The sequence below is a fragment of the Mycobacterium heidelbergense genome (assembly GCF_010730745.1).
Lineage (GTDB): Bacteria > Actinomycetota > Actinomycetes > Mycobacteriales > Mycobacteriaceae > Mycobacterium > Mycobacterium heidelbergense.
Genome location: NZ_AP022615.1, coordinates 4,214,772 through 4,230,819 on the forward strand (window position 1 = coordinate 4,214,772; position 16,048 = coordinate 4,230,819).

A 16,048-nucleotide genomic window follows, 5' to 3' on the forward strand; every position below is an offset into this window, starting at 1 on the left:
TTGTGACCCTTGAGAGCGGGGCGAGCCGGCCTCCGACCGATCCCGGCGACGATGTGGTCGAGGTCGTCAGCAGGCTGATCCGGTTCGATACCACCAACACCGGCGAGCCCGAGACGACCCGAGGCGAGGCCGAGTGCGCACGGTGGGTCGCCGGGCAGCTCGAGGAGGTCGGCTACCAGACGGAATACGTCGAATCCGGCGCGCCCGGCCGCGGCAACGTGTTCGCCCGCCTGGAGGGCGCGGACAGCTCGCGGGGTGCCCTGCTGATCCACGGGCATCTCGACGTGGTGCCGGCCGAGCCGGCCGAGTGGAGCGTGCACCCGTTCTCCGGCGCGATCGAGGACGGCTTCGTCTGGGGCCGCGGCGCGGTCGACATGAAGGACATGGTCGGCATGATGATCGTGGTCGCCCGCCGGTTGAAGCGGGCCGGCATCGTGCCGCCCCGCGATCTGGTGTTCGCGTTCGTCGCCGACGAGGAGCACGGCGGTCACTACGGGGCGCAATGGCTGATCAAGAATCGGCCCGAGCTGTTCGACGGCGTCACCGAGGCGGTCGGGGAAGTGGGCGGGTTCTCCCTGACCGTGCCGCGCCGCGACGGCGGCGAGCGCCGGCTCTACGTGATCGAGACGGCCGAGAAGGGCCTGTCGTGGATGCGGCTGACGGCCCGGGGCCCGGCCGGACACGGCTCGATGGCGCACGACCGCAACGCCGTGACGGCGGTCGCCGAGGCGGTCGCCCGGCTGGGCCGACACCGGTTTCCGCTGGTGATGACCGACACCGTCGCCCAGTTCCTGGCCGCGGTCAGCGAGGAGACCGGCCTGACGTTCGAGACCGACGCGGCCGATCTGGAGGGGACGATCGACAAGCTCGGCCCCATGGCTCGCGTGCTCAAGGCCGTCCTGCACGACACCGCCAACCCGACCATGCTCAAGGCCGGGTACAAGGCCAACGTGATCCCGGCGACGGCCGAAGCGGTGGTGGACTGCCGCATCCTGCCGGGCCGGAAGGCGGCGTTCGAGAAGGAGATCGACGAGCTGCTGGGCCCCGACGTGACCCGCGAATGGATCAGGGACCTGCCGTCGTATCAGACCGGCTTCGACGGCGACCTGGTCGACGCGATGAACGCCGCGGTGCTCGCGTTCGACCCGGACAGCCGGACGGTGCCCTACATGCTTTCCGGCGGTACTGACGCAAAAGCCTTCGCGCGCTTGGGAATTCGGTGCTTCGGTTTCGCCCCGCTGCGGTTGCCGCCGGATCTGGATTTCACCGCGCTGTTCCACGGTGTCGACGAACGGGTACCCATCGACGCGTTGAGGTTCGGCACCGATGTGCTGGCGCACTTCCTGACACACTGCTAATCGGAAAAGATGGGGCTAATCGGAAACAGATGAAGCTAGTGAACAAGACACGAGAGGACCGCCCATGAGCCTGCCGCCCGACCCGTACGACGCGCTGCCCAAGCTGCCGTCGTTCAGCCTGACCTCGAACTCGATCACCAACGGTCAGCCGCTGGCCACGGCGCAGATCAGCGGGATCCTCGGCGCCGGCGGAGAGGACGTCAGCCCGCAGCTGAGCTGGTCGGGATTCCCCGACGAGACCCGCAGCTTCGCGGTGACCGTCTACGACCCGGACGCCCCGACGCTGTCCGGGTTCTGGCACTGGGCGGTGGCCAACCTGCCCGCCGACGTCACGGAGTTGCCCGACAACGCCGGCGACGGCAATGAGCTGCCGGGCGGCGCGCTGACGCTGGTCAACGACGCCGGAATGCGCCGTTACGTCGGCGCCGCACCGCCGCCGGGCCACGGGCCGCATCGCTACTACGTCGCCGTGCATGCCGTGGACGTCGACAAGCTCGACCTGCCCGAGGACGCCAGCCCCGCTTTTCTCGGGTTCAACCTGTTCCAGCACGCGATCGCGCGCGCCTACATCTACGGCACCTACGAACAGAAGTAGCGGAACCCGCTATCCCACGGGTGTGATCGCGTTGGCGAGCTGTTGGGGCAGGTAGTTCACCAGCCCCGGAAGCAGGCCCGAGAAGGGCGTGCCGCCGAGCGTCACGTCCACCGGGACGCCAATGCCCGCGGCACCCAGGTCAACCGTGGCCGTAATCGGGTGCGGCGCAACAAGAATCCCGTCGAAGGGCACGTTCATGGTGACCGGTATCGCGAGGTGATCGACGTCCATTGTCATCGTCATGGTCACGTGGGTCTCCCCGTTGAGGAAGCCGTTGGCGACGACGGCCGGGGCGTCGACGATTGCGGTGAGCGCTCCCACACCGTTCCCGGTCTGCACTGCCTGCACAAACGTCGTCGCGCTGGTGGCGAGCGCGTCCAGTCCGGCGAGCGGCGGACCGATCGCGCTGAAGCCGAGTGACGATGGCAGCCCGAAGAAGGCGTCGAGCTCGATGGGGGGCGTCTGGTGCACCTGCAGCGTCGGGGTCACCGAGACCTCCGGGTTCGTGAGCACATCGATCACGTTGGCGTAGTTCTGCGCCAGCTGTGCGGGGATGGAGCCGGTGGGAAACAGGCCGGTGAGGTTCTGCGCCAGCTGCCCGGGGATGGTGAGGATGGGAAGCAGGTCGCCCGCCGGGCCCACCGGCTTGATGTCCGACGAGTTGCTGGCGTCGATTCCGGTGACGAAGAGGTTTTTGAAGCCCTGCGCCAGGTCGTTCACCGCGCCGTTGTAATCGCCCGTCGCGAGCGCGTGGTAGGCCATCCCCACGTCGGTCTGGAAGACGGGCAGGGTGGTCGCGAAGCCCTGGCCCGCGAGCTGTAGCGACGTGGTGATCGTCTGGGCGTAGCCGATCTGCTGGTTGACGAACCGCTGCAGCAGAGCCCCCGGGTTGAAGGCCGAGAGCCGCTGCATGCCGGCCTGAAAGGTGGTCGGCAGGTTCGCCAACTCCGCGGGGAGGTTCTGGATGCCGGTGGCAAGCGCCGTGGCGACCGTCCGCCCGTAGACCTGCTGGTTGGCGACGACCTGCCGGAGGACCGGGAACGGGTCGGCAACCCAGGCGTTCCCGAGGCTTTGTAGGTTGGTGGCGGTGTTGGCGAAGAGGGTTTGGTAAGGGCCGGCGGCGGCGCCGACGGCGCCCGCGCCGGGTGCGGCGGGGTTCGCCAGGCTCTGCTGGGCATTGGCGATCTCGGTGCTGAGGTAGGCCGCCGCGCCGCCGTTCAACAGGCGCACGAAGTCGTCATGAAACGCCGCCGTTCGGGCGCCCAACGCCTGGAATTCCTGGCCGTACTGGCTGAACAGCCGCGAAATCGCGATCGACACCTCGTCGGCGGCCCCGGTCACGATCTCGGTCGTGGGGCCCGAGGCCACCGTAATGGCCTGCCCCAACGTTGTGCCGATGTCTGCCAGATTCCCGGCCGCGGTCGTCACCGTCTCCGGCGTCGTGATCACGAACGACAACGCCATCTCCCCTGACTCATGCCTTGGCCGTACCCGCACTGAACGGAACAAACTGTAACGTGTTCTACCCGGCTATGGCGGCGACTTGGCCCGATTCAGCCCGGCGGTCTCCCCGGTCCGGGGGCCGCGGACCCGACCGCCTCGCTGAGGGAGGCGAACCCGCCGTCGTGCAGCCGCCGGGCGATGCCGTCGTGAATGTGCTTGGGCCACAAGCCCCCGCCGTAGATGAAGCCGGTATAGCCCTGCAGCAGCGACGCGCCCGCGGTGATCCGGTCCCACGCGTCGTCGGCGGTCTCGATGCCGCCGACGCTGATCAGCGCCAGGCGGCCGCCGACCCGGCCGTAGAGGCGGCGCAGCACCTCGCAGGCGCGGCGCGCCAGCGGTGGCCCGGAGATGCCGCCGGCACCCAGCCCGTCGGCCCCGGGCGTGACCAGGCCGTCGCGCGACACCGTGGTGTTGGTGGCGACGATGCCCGCCAGGCCCAGCTCGACGGCCAGGTCCGCGATGTCGTCGATGTCGGAGTCGGAGACATCGGGCGCGATCTTCACCAGGACCGGTGTGGACGTCGCCGAGGCTTCCACCAGGACGGCCTCCAGGATGGGCCGCAGCGCCGCGACGGCCTGCAGGTCGCGCAGGCCCGGCGTGTTCGGCGAGCTGACGTTGACCACCAGATACGACGCCAGCGGGCCGACCAGCCGGGCGCTCGCCCGGTAATCGGCGACCGCGTCGGCGGCCGGGGTCGTCTTCGTCTTGCCGATGTTGACCCCGATCGGCACCTCGGGTCGGTGGCGGGCGAGCCGGATCGCCAGCGCGCCCGCGCCCCGATTGTTGAACCCCATCCGGTTCAGCAGGGCTCGGTCGGCGGGCAGCCGAAACAGGCGGGGGGCCGGGTTGCCGGGCTGCGGGCGGGCGGTGACGGTGCCGACCTCCGCATAACCGAAACCCAAAGCGCCCCAGGTGAGTAGCCCCATGCCGTCCTTGTCGAAGCCGGCGGCCAGCCCGAGCGGCCCGGGGAAGCGCACGCCGAACACCGTGCTGGCCAGCACCGGATCGCTCGGGCCCAGCAGCCGGTGCAGCACCCGCCGCGCCGCACCGATGGCGGTCGCGCCGCGCAGAAAAGCGAAAGCCAGCGTGTGGATGCGCTCGGGCGGGAGCACGAAAAGCAGCCGGCGCACGAGCCGGTACATCACAGCTCGGGCTGGTCGGGCCGCCGGCTATCCAGGCGAGACTTCTTGCGGCGCAACAACACCCGCCTGCTGCCGTCGGTGTAGAGCCGCACCCGTGTCAGCTCCCAGCCGCGATATTCGGCCTCGATGGACAGCCGGGTGGAGGCGCTGAGCCGGGTCACCTCGGGCGGCAGGCGCAGCGGTATCCACTCGTATTCGTCGGACATCTCGGTGTCCCAGCCCGCGGGCAGCCGACTCCACCGTGGCGCCGTCACGGGCCGCCCGCCGCGTGCTCGACGATCTGGACGCCCGCACCCGACCCCGACACCACGTACAAGGTGTCCGACGCTTCGTCAAAGGCCAACGAGTTGGGTTGCTGCACGGTTGGGTATCGCGCCCTTTCGACGGGAATTCCGGTTGACAGATCGTAACCAATGACCATGTTCGACGCGGTTTGGGACACCCAGGCCAGCGCGCGGGAGCCGGCCAGGCCGTAGGGGGACTGCCGCACCGGGTAGGCCTGGCGCAGGATCAGCGGGTCGACACCGTAGACCAGCAGTTGGCCGCCGCGGGTGTCGGCGACCAACACCCGCCCCAGCGGATCGGCGGCCAGCGTGGTCGCGCCCTCGCCGGCCCGCAGCGCCTGCTCGACGCGGCCATCGGCGCCGATCGTCGTCACCGAGGTCTGCCCACGGTCCAGGACTACCGTCGTATTTCCTTGGGTGGCAAGGGAATCGACGCGCGCGAAGATCTTGTTCCGGCCGACGGCCGTCGCGTCGCCCACCGCGTCCGGCGTCCGGGAGGCAAGGGTGTAGACGGCGCCGTCGGCGCTGCCCAACACCAGCTTTCCGTCGGCCCGCCGGGCGATCGCGGTGAATTCGGCCTCCCGGGCGTCGGCGACGGGCACCCGCGCCGCGCGGCCGGTCGACAGGTCGACCGCGAAGTAGCCGCCCCGGGTCGCCAGGTAGGCCGTGCCGCGGCCGTCGCCGGTCAGCGCGGTCGCCGAGCCCGGCAGGGCGACGACGCGCGGCGCGTCGTGCGGGTCGCCGAACTCGGTGAGGCTGGCGGGCGCCGCGGCGTCGGCGCCGGGGGCCAGGACCGCCAAGCGGTGGGTGCCGGCGTCGAAGACGGCCGCGGTGGCGTGGCCGTCCAGCGGGCACACCGCGCCAGCGGGGCGCTGAGACGCCGGCGGCGATTGGGCGGGTTGCGCCGGTTCTATCGTGGGCGGGGCGCTGTGGAGCGGATTCGCCGAACAGCCAGCACATCCGGCGATCAACGCCAGCAAAGGCAGCACGCACCGTCGAACTGAGTATTTTTCTCGTCCATGCCGTCGCAGCAATTACCGTCCCTCGCCCAACCAACGTGAAAGTCAAATCTTAGGGAACGGTTTCGCATCCAATATGGCCATGTCGCCCACATCGGGTCGTTCTGGAGAGGTATGGTCGCGTCATGACCGTCATCGTTGACCGGCATATCGCGGAGAAAGAGTTTGCTGTCGAAGACATATCGACAGGCATCTTCGCCAGCGGATACGGGCAAGTCGGTGATGGGCGCAGTTTTTCCTTCCATATCGAGCATCGGTCTCTCGTCGTCGAGGTTTACCGGCCGTGCCTGGCCGGGCCCGTTCCGCAGGCCGAAGAGGTGGTGGCCAGGGCGGCCCGCAGCCTGGTCGACATCGACCTCACCGACGAGCGCAGCCTGATCGCCGCGGTGCGCGACTCGGTCGCCCGCGCGGTGCCGGTCTCGGGCTAGTGGCGATCGCCAGCGCGGCGTAGCCGACCGCGCACACCGGGTACGGTCGTCGTCGTGACCGTCATCCTGTTACGGCACGGCCGTTCCACCTCGAACACCGCCGGCGTCCTGGCCGGTCGTTCGGAGGGCGTCGACCTCGACGACAAGGGCCGCGAGCAGGCCGCCGGGCTGATCGATCGGATCGGCGACCTGCCGATCCGGGCGGTGGTCAGCTCGCCGCTGCTGCGCTGCCGGCGCACCGTCGAGCCGCTCGCCGAAGCGCTGTGCCTCGAGCCGCTGATCGACGACCGGCTCGCCGAGGTGGACTACGGCGAATGGACGGGCCGCAAGATCGGTGAGTTGGCCAAGGAGCCGCTGTGGCGGGTGGTCCAGGCCCACCCCAGCGCGGCGGAGTTCCCCGGCGGCGAGGGTTTGGCCCAGGTGCAGGCGCGCGCCGTCGCCGCCGTGCGCGAACACGACCGGCGGCTGGGCGGTGATGCGCTATGGGTCGCCTGCACTCACGGTGACGTCATCAAGGCCGTCATCGCCGACGCCTACGGCATGCACCTGGATGGGTTCCAGCGCGTCACCGCCGACCCGGGCTCGGTGAGCGTCATCAGTTACACCCCGCTGCGTCCGTTCGTGTTGCACGTCAACCACACTGGCGCGCGGCTGGCCGCCGCGTTGCGCGCGGGGCCCCCGCCGGAGGGCAAGCCGGAGAGCGACGGGGCGGTGCCGTCGGCCGACGCGGTGGTCGGCGGCTCGACCGATTGATTCCGCTCCGGCCGGGCAATCGCATCGCACGGCGACGGCAACAGCCGGTATTTTGGAGGTGCCATGGCCCGCGCAATTCATGTCTTCCGCACACCCGACCGCTTCGTGGCTGGGACCGTTGGCCAGCCCGGAAATCGCACCTTTTACATCCAAGCGGTGGGCGATTCCCGTGTGGTGTCGGTGGTATTGGAGAAGCAACAGGTCGCGGTGCTCGCGGAACGCATCGGCGCGCTGCTGCTCGAGGTGAACCGCAGGTTCGGCACACCGGTTCCCCCGGAACCCACCGAGGTCGACGACCTGAACCCGTTGATCACACCGGTCGACGCCGAGTTCCGGGTCGGGACGATGGGCCTGGGCTGGGACTCGGAGGCCCAGACCGTGGTGGTCGAATTGCTGGCCGTCACCGACGCCGAGTTCGACGCGTCGGTGGTGCTCGACGACACCGAGGAGGGTCCCGACGCGGTGCGGGTGTTCTTGACGCCGGAGTCGGCGCGGCAGTTCGCCACTCGTTCCAATCGCGTCATCTCGGCGGGACGTCCGCCATGCCCGCTGTGCGACGAGCCGCTGGACCCGGAGGGCCATATCTGCGCGCGCACCAACGGCTTCAAGCGCAGCGCGCTGCTCGGGCCTGACGATGAACCCCGGGAATAACGGGCATGACGAACGTCGGGCGCTGCGGGACGGCGAGCTGACGGTCCTCGGACGCATCCGCTCGGCCAGCAACGCCACCTTCCTGTGCGAGTCGGCGCTCGGCGACTCGAACGTGCACTGCGTCTACAAGCCGGTCTCGGGTGAGGCGCCGCTGTGGGATTTTCCCGACGGAACGTTGGCCGGCCGCGAGCTCGCCGCCTACCTGGTGTCGGCGCGGTTGGGATGGAACCTTGTGCCCTACACGATCATTCGTCACGGGCCCGCGGGTCCGGGCATGCTGCAGCTGTGGGTGGAGCAGCCCGGTGACGCGGCCGACTCCGATCCCAGGCCCGGACCCGATTTGGTCGACCTGTTTCCCGCCGACAAATTGGAGCCGGGTTATCTGCCGGTGCTGCGCGCCTACGACTACGCCGGCGACGAGGTGATCCTGATGCACGCCGACGACATCCGGTTGTGGCGGATGGCGGTGTTCGACGTGCTGATCAACAACGCCGATCGCAAGGGCGGCCACGTCCTGCGCGACCTCGACGGCCGGGTGTACGGCGTCGACCACGGCGTGTGCCTGCACGTGGAGAACAAGCTGCGCACCGTGTTGTGGGGCTGGGCGGGCAAGCCGGTCGACGACGAGACCCTGGAGGCTGTGGCAGGGCTGGTCGATGCCCTTGGCGGTTCGCTCGGCGACGAGTTGGCCGGCCTGATCACCCCGGCGGAAATCGCGGCGCTGCGCGGCCGGGCCCGCGCGCTGCTGGCAGACCCGGTCATGCCCGGACCGAACCGGCATCGTCCGATTCCGTGGCCGGCGTTCTAGGGCGGGCTTTGTCGTCGGCGATACTGAAGCGGTGAGCCCGCGCGCGGATGAGACGACTGATGCCGCACTGGCCGCCGATCTCGCCGCGGACGCGGGGGAGTTGCTGCTGAAGGTGCGCGAGGAGGTCGGTTTCGGCCATCCCTGGGCTTTGGGCGACGCGGGGGACAGCCTGGCGAACGCGCTGATCTTGCGTCGGTTGCGCGCCGAGCGGCCGGGCGACGCGGTGCTCAGCGAGGAGGCCCACGACGATTTGTCGCGGCTGAATCACGACCGGGTGTGGATCATCGACCCGTTGGACGGCACCCGCGAGTTCTCCACACCGGGCCGCGACGACTGGGCGGTGCACGTCGCGCTGTGGCAGCGCCCCACCGACGGCCAGCGCGAGATCACCGACGCGGCGGTCGCGCTGCCGGCCCGCGGAAACACGGTGTACCGCAGCGACACCGTGACGGCCGGCGCCGCGCGCGTCGGCGTCCCCGCGACCATCCGGGTGGCCGTCAGCGCGACCCGCCCGCCCGCGGTCCTGCACCGCATGCGGCAGTCGCTGCCCATTCAGCCCGTCGCGATCGGGTCGGCGGGCGCGAAGGCGATGGCCATCGTCGACGGCGAGGTCGACGCCTACGTGCACGCGGGAGGCCAGTGGGAATGGGACTCGGCGGCGCCGGCCGGGGTGGTGATGGCCGCGGGCATGCACGCCTCGAGGCTCGACGGCTCGCCGTTGCGCTACAACCAGCTCGACCCGTACCTGCCCGACTTTGTCATGTGTCGCGCCGAGCTGGCGCCGATCCTGCTCGGCGCCATCCGCGAGGCGCGGGGCTAGCTGTTCGCGGGGCTAGCTGTTCGCTGGGCCATCGAGACTTTCGCTGGCGCCATCGAGACTGCGGTGGTAGCGGCATTCGAGGCGAAAAGCTAGCCGTGGACGCAGGCTCGATGCCACCAGCGCAGACTCGGCGCCAGCGGCGTCTGGTCACAACCCCCGACGAGCTTGCGGGCCAGACCGTTAGCACCTGGGTTAGCACCGGACGCACCGCTGGTCAATTGTGTCGCATTGGTCGCACGTGCCACACCAGTCTCTGGACCGGCGGACACGCGATGTGCCCACCTCAGCGCGACAACGTCGCCGCGCGACAGGCCTACCGTGCGGGTTGTCGCGCTGAGGTGGGCACATCGGGTGCCCCTCCTCCCGGGGAGGCCAATGGGGCCGATGTGACAAGGCGCGGCCCGCTGCGCGGCTGGGGGTGCCCCCACCTCGCCCCGCTGCGCGGGCCGCATCGTCAGCCCGCCTAAAGTCGAGGGATGCAGGCGTGGCCCCCCGCACAGGTTCCGGTGTTGCCGGGACGCGGCCCGGAGCTACGGCTCTACGACACCTCCGACCGGCAAGTGCGCCCGGTGGCGGCCGGGACCAAAGCCACCATGTACGTCTGCGGGATCACGCCCTACGACGCAACGCATCTGGGTCACGCGGCCACGTACCTGACGTTCGACCTGGTCTATCGGCAGTGGCTGGACCTCGGCCATGACGTGCACTACGTGCAGAACGTCACCGACGTCGACGACCCCCTGCTGGAGCGCGCCGATCGCGACGGGGTCGACTGGCGGGACCTCGGCGGGCGCGAGGTCGCCCTCTTCCGCGACGACATGGCGGCCCTGCGGATCCTGCCGCCACGCGAATACGTCGGGGCGACCGAGGCGATCCCCGACGTGATCGAGCTCGTCGAGAAGATGCTGGCCTCGGGCGCCGCGTACGTCCTCGATGACCACTACCCGGACGTCTACTACCGGGCCGACGCCACGCCGCAGTTCGGCTACGAGTCCGGCTACGACCGCGACACCATGCTGCGGCTGTTCGCCGAGCGCGGCGGCGACCCGCGCCGCCCAGGGAAGAACGACGAGCTCGACGCCCTGCTGTGGCGGGCCGCGCGGCCCGGGGAGCCCAGCTGGCCCTCACCGTTCGGCGCCGGTCGGCCCGGCTGGCATGTCGAGTGCGCGGCGATCGCGCTCAGCCGGATCGGCAGCGGCCTGGACATCCAGGGCGGGGGCAGCGACCTGATCTTCCCGCATCACGAGTTCACCGCCGCCCATGCTGAATGCGTCCGCGGCGAGCGGCGATTCGCCCGGCACTACGTGCACGCCGGGATGATCGGCTGGGACGGGCACAAGATGTCCAAGAGCCGCGGCAACCTGGTCCTGGTGTCGGCGTTGCGCGCGCAAGGCGTCGAGCCGTCCGCCATCCGGCTGGGCCTGCTGGCCGGCCACTACCGCGCGGACCGGTTTTGGGGCCGGGAGGTGCTCGACGAGGCGACCGCCCGGCTGCGGCGCTGGCGCACCGCGACCGCCCTGCCCGCCGGCCCGGACGCCACCGACGTCGTCGCCCGGGCGCGCCAGTATCTGGCCGACGACCTGAACACGCCGAAAGCCCTTGCTGCACTTGATGGTTGGGCCACCGACGCGCTGGAGTACGGCGGTCACGACGCCGGGGCGCCGACATTGGTGACGACCGCGATCGACGCGTTACTCGGGGTGGATCTGTGACGGCCACGCCGGCCGCCGAACTCGGGACGTCACTTGTGCCGGCGACGCAGGTACCGTTCGAATTCCGCGGCCAGCGCGTCGCCGTCGATCTTGCCCAGGGCTTCGTTCATATCGACCTCGGCGTCGCCGCGCTCCTCTAGCGACGTCACGTATTCGGCCAGGTCCTCGTCATCGGTGGCCATCTCGGTGATCGCCTGCTCCCACTCCTCGGCCTGCGCCGGCAGGTCACCCAGCGGCACCTCGATGTCCAGCACGTCCTCGACGCGGCGCAGCAGCGCCACCGTCGCCTTCGGGTTAGGCGGGGTCGACACGTAGTGCGGGACCGCGGCCCAGAACGTCACCGCCGGAATCCCGGCGGCCACGCAGGCGTCCTGAAACACCCCGGCGATCCCGGTCGGGCCCTCGTAGCGGGTTTCCTCGAGGCCGAAGCGCTTCGCCGACTCGGGGGAGTAGGCCGCACCCGAGACCGGCACCGGCCGGCTGTGCGGGGTGTCGGCCAGCAGGGCCCCGAGGATCACGACGGTGTCGACGTTGAGCTTGTCGGCGATGGCCACCAACTCGGCGCAGAAGGTGCGCCAGCGCATGTTCGGCTCCACCCCGTGCATCAGGACGACGTCGCGGTCGCTGCCCGGCGGCCGGCAGTGCGTGATGCGCATCGCCGGCCACACCAACTCCCTGGTGACCCCGTCGACCTGGCGGATGACGGGGCGATTCACCTGGTAGTCGTAGTACGCCTCGTCGTCGATCTCCACGATCGGATCGGCTTCCCAGATCGCGTCCAGGTGCTCGATCGCGTCGCTGGCCGCGTCGCCGGCGTCGTTCCAGCCCTCGAACGCCGCCACGACGATGGTGTTGTGCAGTTCGGGCAGCGCGCTCACAGAATCAGCGTACGGGGTCGGGCCGGCGTCCTGCGCGGATGTCAGCAATGTTCCGGGGCCCCTGTCAGAGAGCTGTCAACCACTGGGGGAATTTCATAGACCGACTATCCTTGTTGGCGTGACCGCCGCTAACGAACACCGCTACGACACCGACATCCTCGACACCCTGGCGCAGCGGGTGGTGGTCGGCGACGGCGCGATGGGCACCCAGCTGCAGGCCGCCGACCTCACGCTGGACGACTTCCGCGGCCTGGAGGGCTGCAACGAGATCCTCAACGAGACGCGGCCCGACGTGCTGGAGAAGATCCACCGCGCCTACTTCGAGGCCGGCGCCGACGCCGTGGAGACCAACACCTTCGGCTGCAACCTGTCCAACCTGGGCGACTACGACATCGCCGACAGGATCCGCGACCTCTCGGAAAAGGGCACCGCGATCGCGCGCCGGGTCGCCGACGAGCTGGCGGGCCCCGGCCGCAGGCGCTACGTGCTGGGGTCGATGGGGCCGGGCACCAAGCTGCCCACCCTGGGCCACACCGAGTACCGGGTGATCCGCGACGCCTATGCCGAGGCGGCGCTCGGCATGCTCGAGGCGGGCGCCGACGCCATCCTGGTGGAGACCTGCCAGGACCTGCTGCAGCTGAAGGCCGCCGTGCTGGGCTCCCGGCGCGCCATGGCGCGGGCCGGCCGGCACATCCCGGTGTTCGCTCACGTCACCGTGGAGACCACCGGCACCATGCTGCTGGGCAGCGAGATCGGCGCGGCGCTGACGGCCGTCGAGCCGCTCGGCGTGGACATGATCGGCCTGAACTGCGCGACCGGTCCCGCCGAGATGAGCGAGCACCTGCGCTACCTGTCCCGGCACGCCCGCATCCCGGTGTCGGTGATGCCCAACGCCGGGCTGCCGGGGCTGGGCGCCAAGGGCGCCGAATACCCTTTGCAGCCCGACGAATTGGCCGACGCGCTGGCCGGTTTCATCACCGAGTTCGGCCTGTCGCTGGTCGGCGGCTGCTGCGGCACCACCCCGGATCACATCCGGAAGGTCGCCGCCGCGGTGGCCGACATCAAGCGTCCCGAGCGGCAGGTGACCTACGAGCCGTCGGTATCCTCGCTGTACACCGCGGTCCCCTTCAGGCAGGAAGCCTCGGTGCTGGTAATCGGCGAGCGCACCAATGCTAACGGCTCCAAGGCCTTTCGCGAGGCGATGATCGCCGAGGACTACCAGCGCTGCCTCGACATCGCCAAGGACCAGACCCGCGACGGCGCGCACCTGCTGGACCTGTGCGTCGACTACGTGGGCCGCGACGGCGCGGCCGACATGGCGGCGCTGGCCAGCAGGCTGGCCACGGCGTCGACGCTGCCGATCATGCTGGACTCCACCGAAACCCCCGTCCTGCGGGCCGGCTTGGAGCACCTGGGCGGGCGCTGCACCATCAACTCGGTGAACTACGAGGACGGCGACGGACCCGAGTCGCGCTTCGTCAAGACCATGGAGCTGGTCGCCGAGCACGGCGCCGCGGTGGTCGCGCTGACCATCGACGAGGAGGGCCAGGCCCGCACCGCGGAAAAGAAGGTCGAGATCGCCGAGCGGCTGATCGACGACATCACCGGCAACTGGGGCGTGGACGAATCGTCCATCCTCATCGACTGTTTGACGTTCACCATCGCCACCGGGCAGGAGGAGTCGCGCAAGGACGGCATCGAGACCATCGAGGCCATCCGGCTGCTCAAGCAGCGGCACCCCGACGTGCAGACCACGCTCGGGCTGTCCAACATCTCGTTCGGCCTCAATCCGGCTGCGCGCCAGGTCCTCAACTCGGTGTTCCTGCACGAGTGCCAGGAGGCCGGGCTGGACTCGGCGATCGTGCACGCGTCGAAGATCCTGCCCATCAACCGGATTCCCGAGGAGCAGCGCAACGTCGCGCTCGACCTGGTCTACGACCGCCGCCGCGAGGGATACGACCCGCTGCAGGAGCTGATGCGGCTCTTCGAGGGCGTGTCGGCGGCGTCGTCGAAGGAATCCCGCGCCGCCGAACTGGCCAAGCTGCCGCTCTTCGAGCGGCTGGCCCAGCGCATCGTCGACGGCGAGCGCAACGGCCTGGAGGCCGACCTGGACGAGGCCATGACCCAAAAGCCGCCGCTGGCCATCATCAACGAGAACCTGCTGGCCGGCATGAAGACGGTCGGCGAGCTGTTCGGCTCCGGGCAGATGCAGCTGCCGTTCGTGCTGCAGTCGGCCGAGGTGATGAAAACCGCTGTGGCGTACCTGGAACCGCACATGGAGAAATCCGAAGACGATTCGGGCAAGGGCCGCATCGTGCTGGCCACCGTCAAGGGCGACGTGCACGACATCGGCAAGAACCTGGTCGACATCATCCTCTCCAACAACGGCTACGAGGTGGTCAACATCGGCATCAAGCAGCCGATCACCAACATCCTGGAAGTGGCCGAGGACAAGAGCGCCGACGTGGTCGGGATGTCGGGGCTGCTGGTGAAGTCCACCGTGGTGATGAAGGAAAACCTCGAGGAGATGAACACCCGCGGCGTGGCCGCAAAGTTTCCGGTGCTGCTCGGCGGTGCGGCGCTGACCCGCAGCTACGTGGAGAACGACCTGGCCGACATCTACGAGGGCGAAGTGCATTACGCGCGAGACGCTTTCGAGGGTTTGAAGCTGATGGACACCATCATGAGCGCCAAGCGCGGCGAGGCGCCCGACACCGACAGCCCGGAGGCCATCCAGGCCCGCGAGAAGGAGGCCGAGCGTAAGGCCCGCCACGAGCGGTCCAAGCGCATCGCCGCGCAACGAAAGGCCGAAGAAATCCCGGTCGAGGTGCCCGAACGCTCCGACGTCGCCGCCGACGTCGAGGTGCCGGCTCCGCCGTTCTGGGGGTCGCGCATCGTCAAGGGCCTGGCGGTCGCCGACTACACCGGGTTGCTGGACGAGCGCGCACTGTTCCTGGGGCAGTGGGGATTACGCGGCACGCGCGGCGACGAGGGGCCCTCGTACGAGGACCTCGTCGAGACCGAAGGGCGGCCCCGGCTGCGGTACTGGCTGGACCGCCTATCCACCGACGGCATCCTGGCGCACGCGGCGGTGGTGTACGGCTACTTTCCGGCGGTGTCCGAGGGCGACGACGTCGTCGTGCTCGCCGAACCCAAACCCGATGCGGCGCAGCGGTATCGGTTCACCTTCCCGCGCCAGCAGCGCGGCCGCTTCCTGTGCATCGCCGACTTCGTCCGGTCCCGGGACCTGGCCCGCGAGCGCGGCCAGGTGGACGTGCTGCCCTTCCAGCTGGTGACGATGGGCCGACCGATCGCCGACTTCGCCAACGAGCTGTTCGCGTCCGACTCCTACCGCGACTACCTCGAGGTGCATGGGATCGGCGTGCAGCTCACCGAGGCGCTGGCCGAGTACTGGCACCGGCGCATCCGCGAGGAGCTGACGTTCTCCGGGGACCGGGCGATGTCGGCCGAGGACCCGTCGGCCGTCGAGGACTACTTCAAGCTCGGCTATCGCGGCGCCCGTTTCGCCTTCGGCTACGGCGCCTGCCCGAACCTGGAGGACCGGGCGAAGATGATGGGGCTGCTGGAGCCCGAGCGCATCGGGGTGACGCTGTCCGAGGAGCTGCAGCTGCACCCCGAGCAGTCCACCGACGCGTTCGTCCTGCACCACCCCGAGGCCAAATACTTCAACGTCTAAGCCCCTCCCGCGTGCGAGCGTGCGTGTTTGTACGCCGACACGCCGCTGAGCATGGCAATCTGCGCACCCTCGCGGTGGGGATCGACGAGAAACAAAAGTGACTTTGCCGGCCGTCCCGTGAAACAATCGCTCGCCGTGAAGACCTTCGAGGATCTGTTCGCCGAGCTCGGCGATCGCGCCCGCACCCGTCCGGCCGGCAGCGCCACGGTCGCCGCGCTGGACGGCGGCATACACGGCCTGGGCAAGAAGATCCTGGAGGAGGCCGGCGAGGTGTGGCTGGCCGCCGAGCACGAATCCGACGACGCGCTGGCCGGGGAGATCGGCCAGTTGCTGTACTGGACCCAGGTGCTGATGGTCGCGCGCGGCCTGTCCCTCGACGACGTCTACCGAAAGCTGTGAG

The 16,048-nt window shown here is 69.7% G+C and carries 15 protein-coding genes; 10 read left to right on the forward strand and 5 right to left on the reverse strand.

The window, feature by feature from the left end:
- Window positions 1-2: 2 nt before the first annotated feature.
- Together G6N25_RS19725 and G6N25_RS19730 are read left to right on the forward strand one after the other, a co-directional pair.
- Window positions 3-1,358: a M20/M25/M40 family metallo-hydrolase gene (locus G6N25_RS19725; protein ID WP_142272467.1), complete on the forward strand. Its 1,356-nt coding sequence runs from the start codon at window positions 3-5 to the stop codon at window positions 1,356-1,358.
- Between the two features lie 64 nt (window positions 1,359-1,422).
- Window positions 1,423-1,953 carry a YbhB/YbcL family Raf kinase inhibitor-like protein gene (locus G6N25_RS19730; RefSeq protein ID WP_083072402.1) on the forward strand — a complete coding sequence of 177 codons (531 nt, stop codon included), beginning with the start codon at window positions 1,423-1,425 and terminating at the stop codon, window positions 1,951-1,953.
- A 9-nt stretch (window positions 1,954-1,962) separates the two neighbouring features.
- On the opposite strand, the gene G6N25_RS19735 is transcribed toward G6N25_RS19730, so the two are convergent.
- From G6N25_RS19735 to G6N25_RS19750, 4 genes are all read right to left on the reverse strand, one after another.
- Window positions 1,963-3,402 (reverse strand): PE family protein, encoded by a 1,440-nt coding sequence (locus tag G6N25_RS19735; protein WP_232065968.1) that lies wholly within the window; start codon window positions 3,400-3,402, stop codon window positions 1,963-1,965.
- 104 nt (window positions 3,403-3,506) lie between these two features.
- Window positions 3,507-4,598 carry a quinone-dependent dihydroorotate dehydrogenase gene (locus G6N25_RS19740; protein ID WP_083072403.1) on the reverse strand — a complete coding sequence of 364 codons (1,092 nt, stop codon included), beginning with the start codon at window positions 4,596-4,598 and terminating at the stop codon, window positions 3,507-3,509.
- On the reverse strand, window positions 4,598-4,852 hold the full coding sequence (locus G6N25_RS19745; RefSeq protein ID WP_083072404.1) for a DUF5703 family protein: 255 nt from the start codon (window positions 4,850-4,852) through the stop codon (window positions 4,598-4,600). The genes G6N25_RS19740 and G6N25_RS19745 overlap by 1 nt, the downstream gene beginning before the upstream one ends.
- A complete protein-coding gene (locus G6N25_RS19750) occupies window positions 4,849-5,916 on the reverse strand; it encodes a YncE family protein (RefSeq protein ID WP_408632424.1) in 1,068 nt (355 codons plus the stop codon). The genes G6N25_RS19745 and G6N25_RS19750 overlap by 4 nt, the downstream gene beginning before the upstream one ends.
- A gap of 110 nt (window positions 5,917-6,026) precedes the next feature.
- On the opposite strand from G6N25_RS19750, the gene G6N25_RS19755 reads away from it, so the two are divergent.
- From G6N25_RS19755 to mshC, 6 genes are all read left to right on the forward strand, one after another.
- Window positions 6,027-6,329 (forward strand): phospholipase D-like domain-containing protein, encoded by a 303-nt coding sequence (locus G6N25_RS19755; protein WP_083072406.1) that lies wholly within the window; start codon window positions 6,027-6,029, stop codon window positions 6,327-6,329.
- A gap of 54 nt (window positions 6,330-6,383) precedes the next feature.
- Window positions 6,384-7,082, forward strand: coding sequence for a histidine phosphatase family protein (locus tag G6N25_RS19760; protein WP_083072407.1), 699 nt, complete (start codon window positions 6,384-6,386; stop codon window positions 7,080-7,082).
- A gap of 63 nt (window positions 7,083-7,145) precedes the next feature.
- A complete protein-coding gene (locus tag G6N25_RS19765; RefSeq protein ID WP_083072408.1) occupies window positions 7,146-7,733 on the forward strand; it encodes a DUF3090 domain-containing protein in 588 nt (195 codons plus the stop codon).
- Window positions 7,717-8,541: an SCO1664 family protein gene (locus G6N25_RS19770; RefSeq protein WP_083072409.1), complete on the forward strand. Its 825-nt coding sequence runs from the start codon at window positions 7,717-7,719 to the stop codon at window positions 8,539-8,541. Before G6N25_RS19765 ends, G6N25_RS19770 begins: the two co-directional genes overlap by 17 nt.
- A gap of 31 nt (window positions 8,542-8,572) precedes the next feature.
- Window positions 8,573-9,361, forward strand: a complete 789-nt coding sequence (locus tag G6N25_RS19775; protein ID WP_083072410.1) for a 3'(2'),5'-bisphosphate nucleotidase CysQ — start codon at window positions 8,573-8,575, stop codon at window positions 9,359-9,361.
- A gap of 476 nt (window positions 9,362-9,837) precedes the next feature.
- On the forward strand, window positions 9,838-11,073 hold the full coding sequence (gene mshC / locus G6N25_RS19780) for a cysteine--1-D-myo-inosityl 2-amino-2-deoxy-alpha-D-glucopyranoside ligase (RefSeq protein ID WP_083072411.1): 1,236 nt from the start codon (window positions 9,838-9,840) through the stop codon (window positions 11,071-11,073).
- 29 nt (window positions 11,074-11,102) lie between these two features.
- Here mshC and G6N25_RS19785 read toward each other — a convergent pair whose 3' ends face one another.
- The gene (locus tag G6N25_RS19785) at window positions 11,103-11,951 is read right to left on the reverse strand and encodes a PAC2 family protein (protein WP_372506936.1); all 849 of its coding nucleotides are present in this window, start codon (window positions 11,949-11,951) and stop codon (window positions 11,103-11,105) included.
- Window positions 11,952-12,069: 118 nt separating this feature from the next.
- Between G6N25_RS19785 and metH the strand changes: the two genes are divergently transcribed.
- Both metH and G6N25_RS19795 read left to right on the forward strand, forming a co-directional pair.
- The gene (gene metH / locus G6N25_RS19790; protein ID WP_083072412.1) at window positions 12,070-15,648 is read left to right on the forward strand and encodes a methionine synthase; all 3,579 of its coding nucleotides are present in this window, start codon (window positions 12,070-12,072) and stop codon (window positions 15,646-15,648) included.
- 117 nt (window positions 15,649-15,765) lie between these two features.
- Complete coding sequence (locus G6N25_RS19795) at window positions 15,766-16,047, forward strand: phosphoribosyl-ATP diphosphatase (RefSeq protein ID WP_083072413.1); 282 nt, start codon at window positions 15,766-15,768, stop codon at window positions 16,045-16,047.
- Window position 16,048: the final 1 nt, after the last annotated feature.

What these genes read in the sequence shown, in the direction of transcription:
- mshC (WP_083072411.1), top strand. Translation starts at nt 9,838, where the DNA reads ATGCAGGCGTGGCCCCCCGCACAGGTTCCGGTGTTGCCGGGACGCGGC.
- G6N25_RS19740 (WP_083072403.1), bottom strand. Translation starts at nt 4,598, where the DNA reads ATGTACCGGCTCGTGCGCCGGCTGCTTTTCGTGCTCCCGCCCGAGCGC.
- G6N25_RS19770 (WP_083072409.1), top strand. Translation starts at nt 7,717, where the DNA reads ATGAACCCCGGGAATAACGGGCATGACGAACGTCGGGCGCTGCGGGAC.
- G6N25_RS19765 (WP_083072408.1), top strand. Translation starts at nt 7,146, where the DNA reads ATGGCCCGCGCAATTCATGTCTTCCGCACACCCGACCGCTTCGTGGCT.
- G6N25_RS19730 (WP_083072402.1), top strand. Translation starts at nt 1,423, where the DNA reads ATGAGCCTGCCGCCCGACCCGTACGACGCGCTGCCCAAGCTGCCGTCG.
- G6N25_RS19755 (WP_083072406.1), top strand. Translation starts at nt 6,027, where the DNA reads ATGACCGTCATCGTTGACCGGCATATCGCGGAGAAAGAGTTTGCTGTC.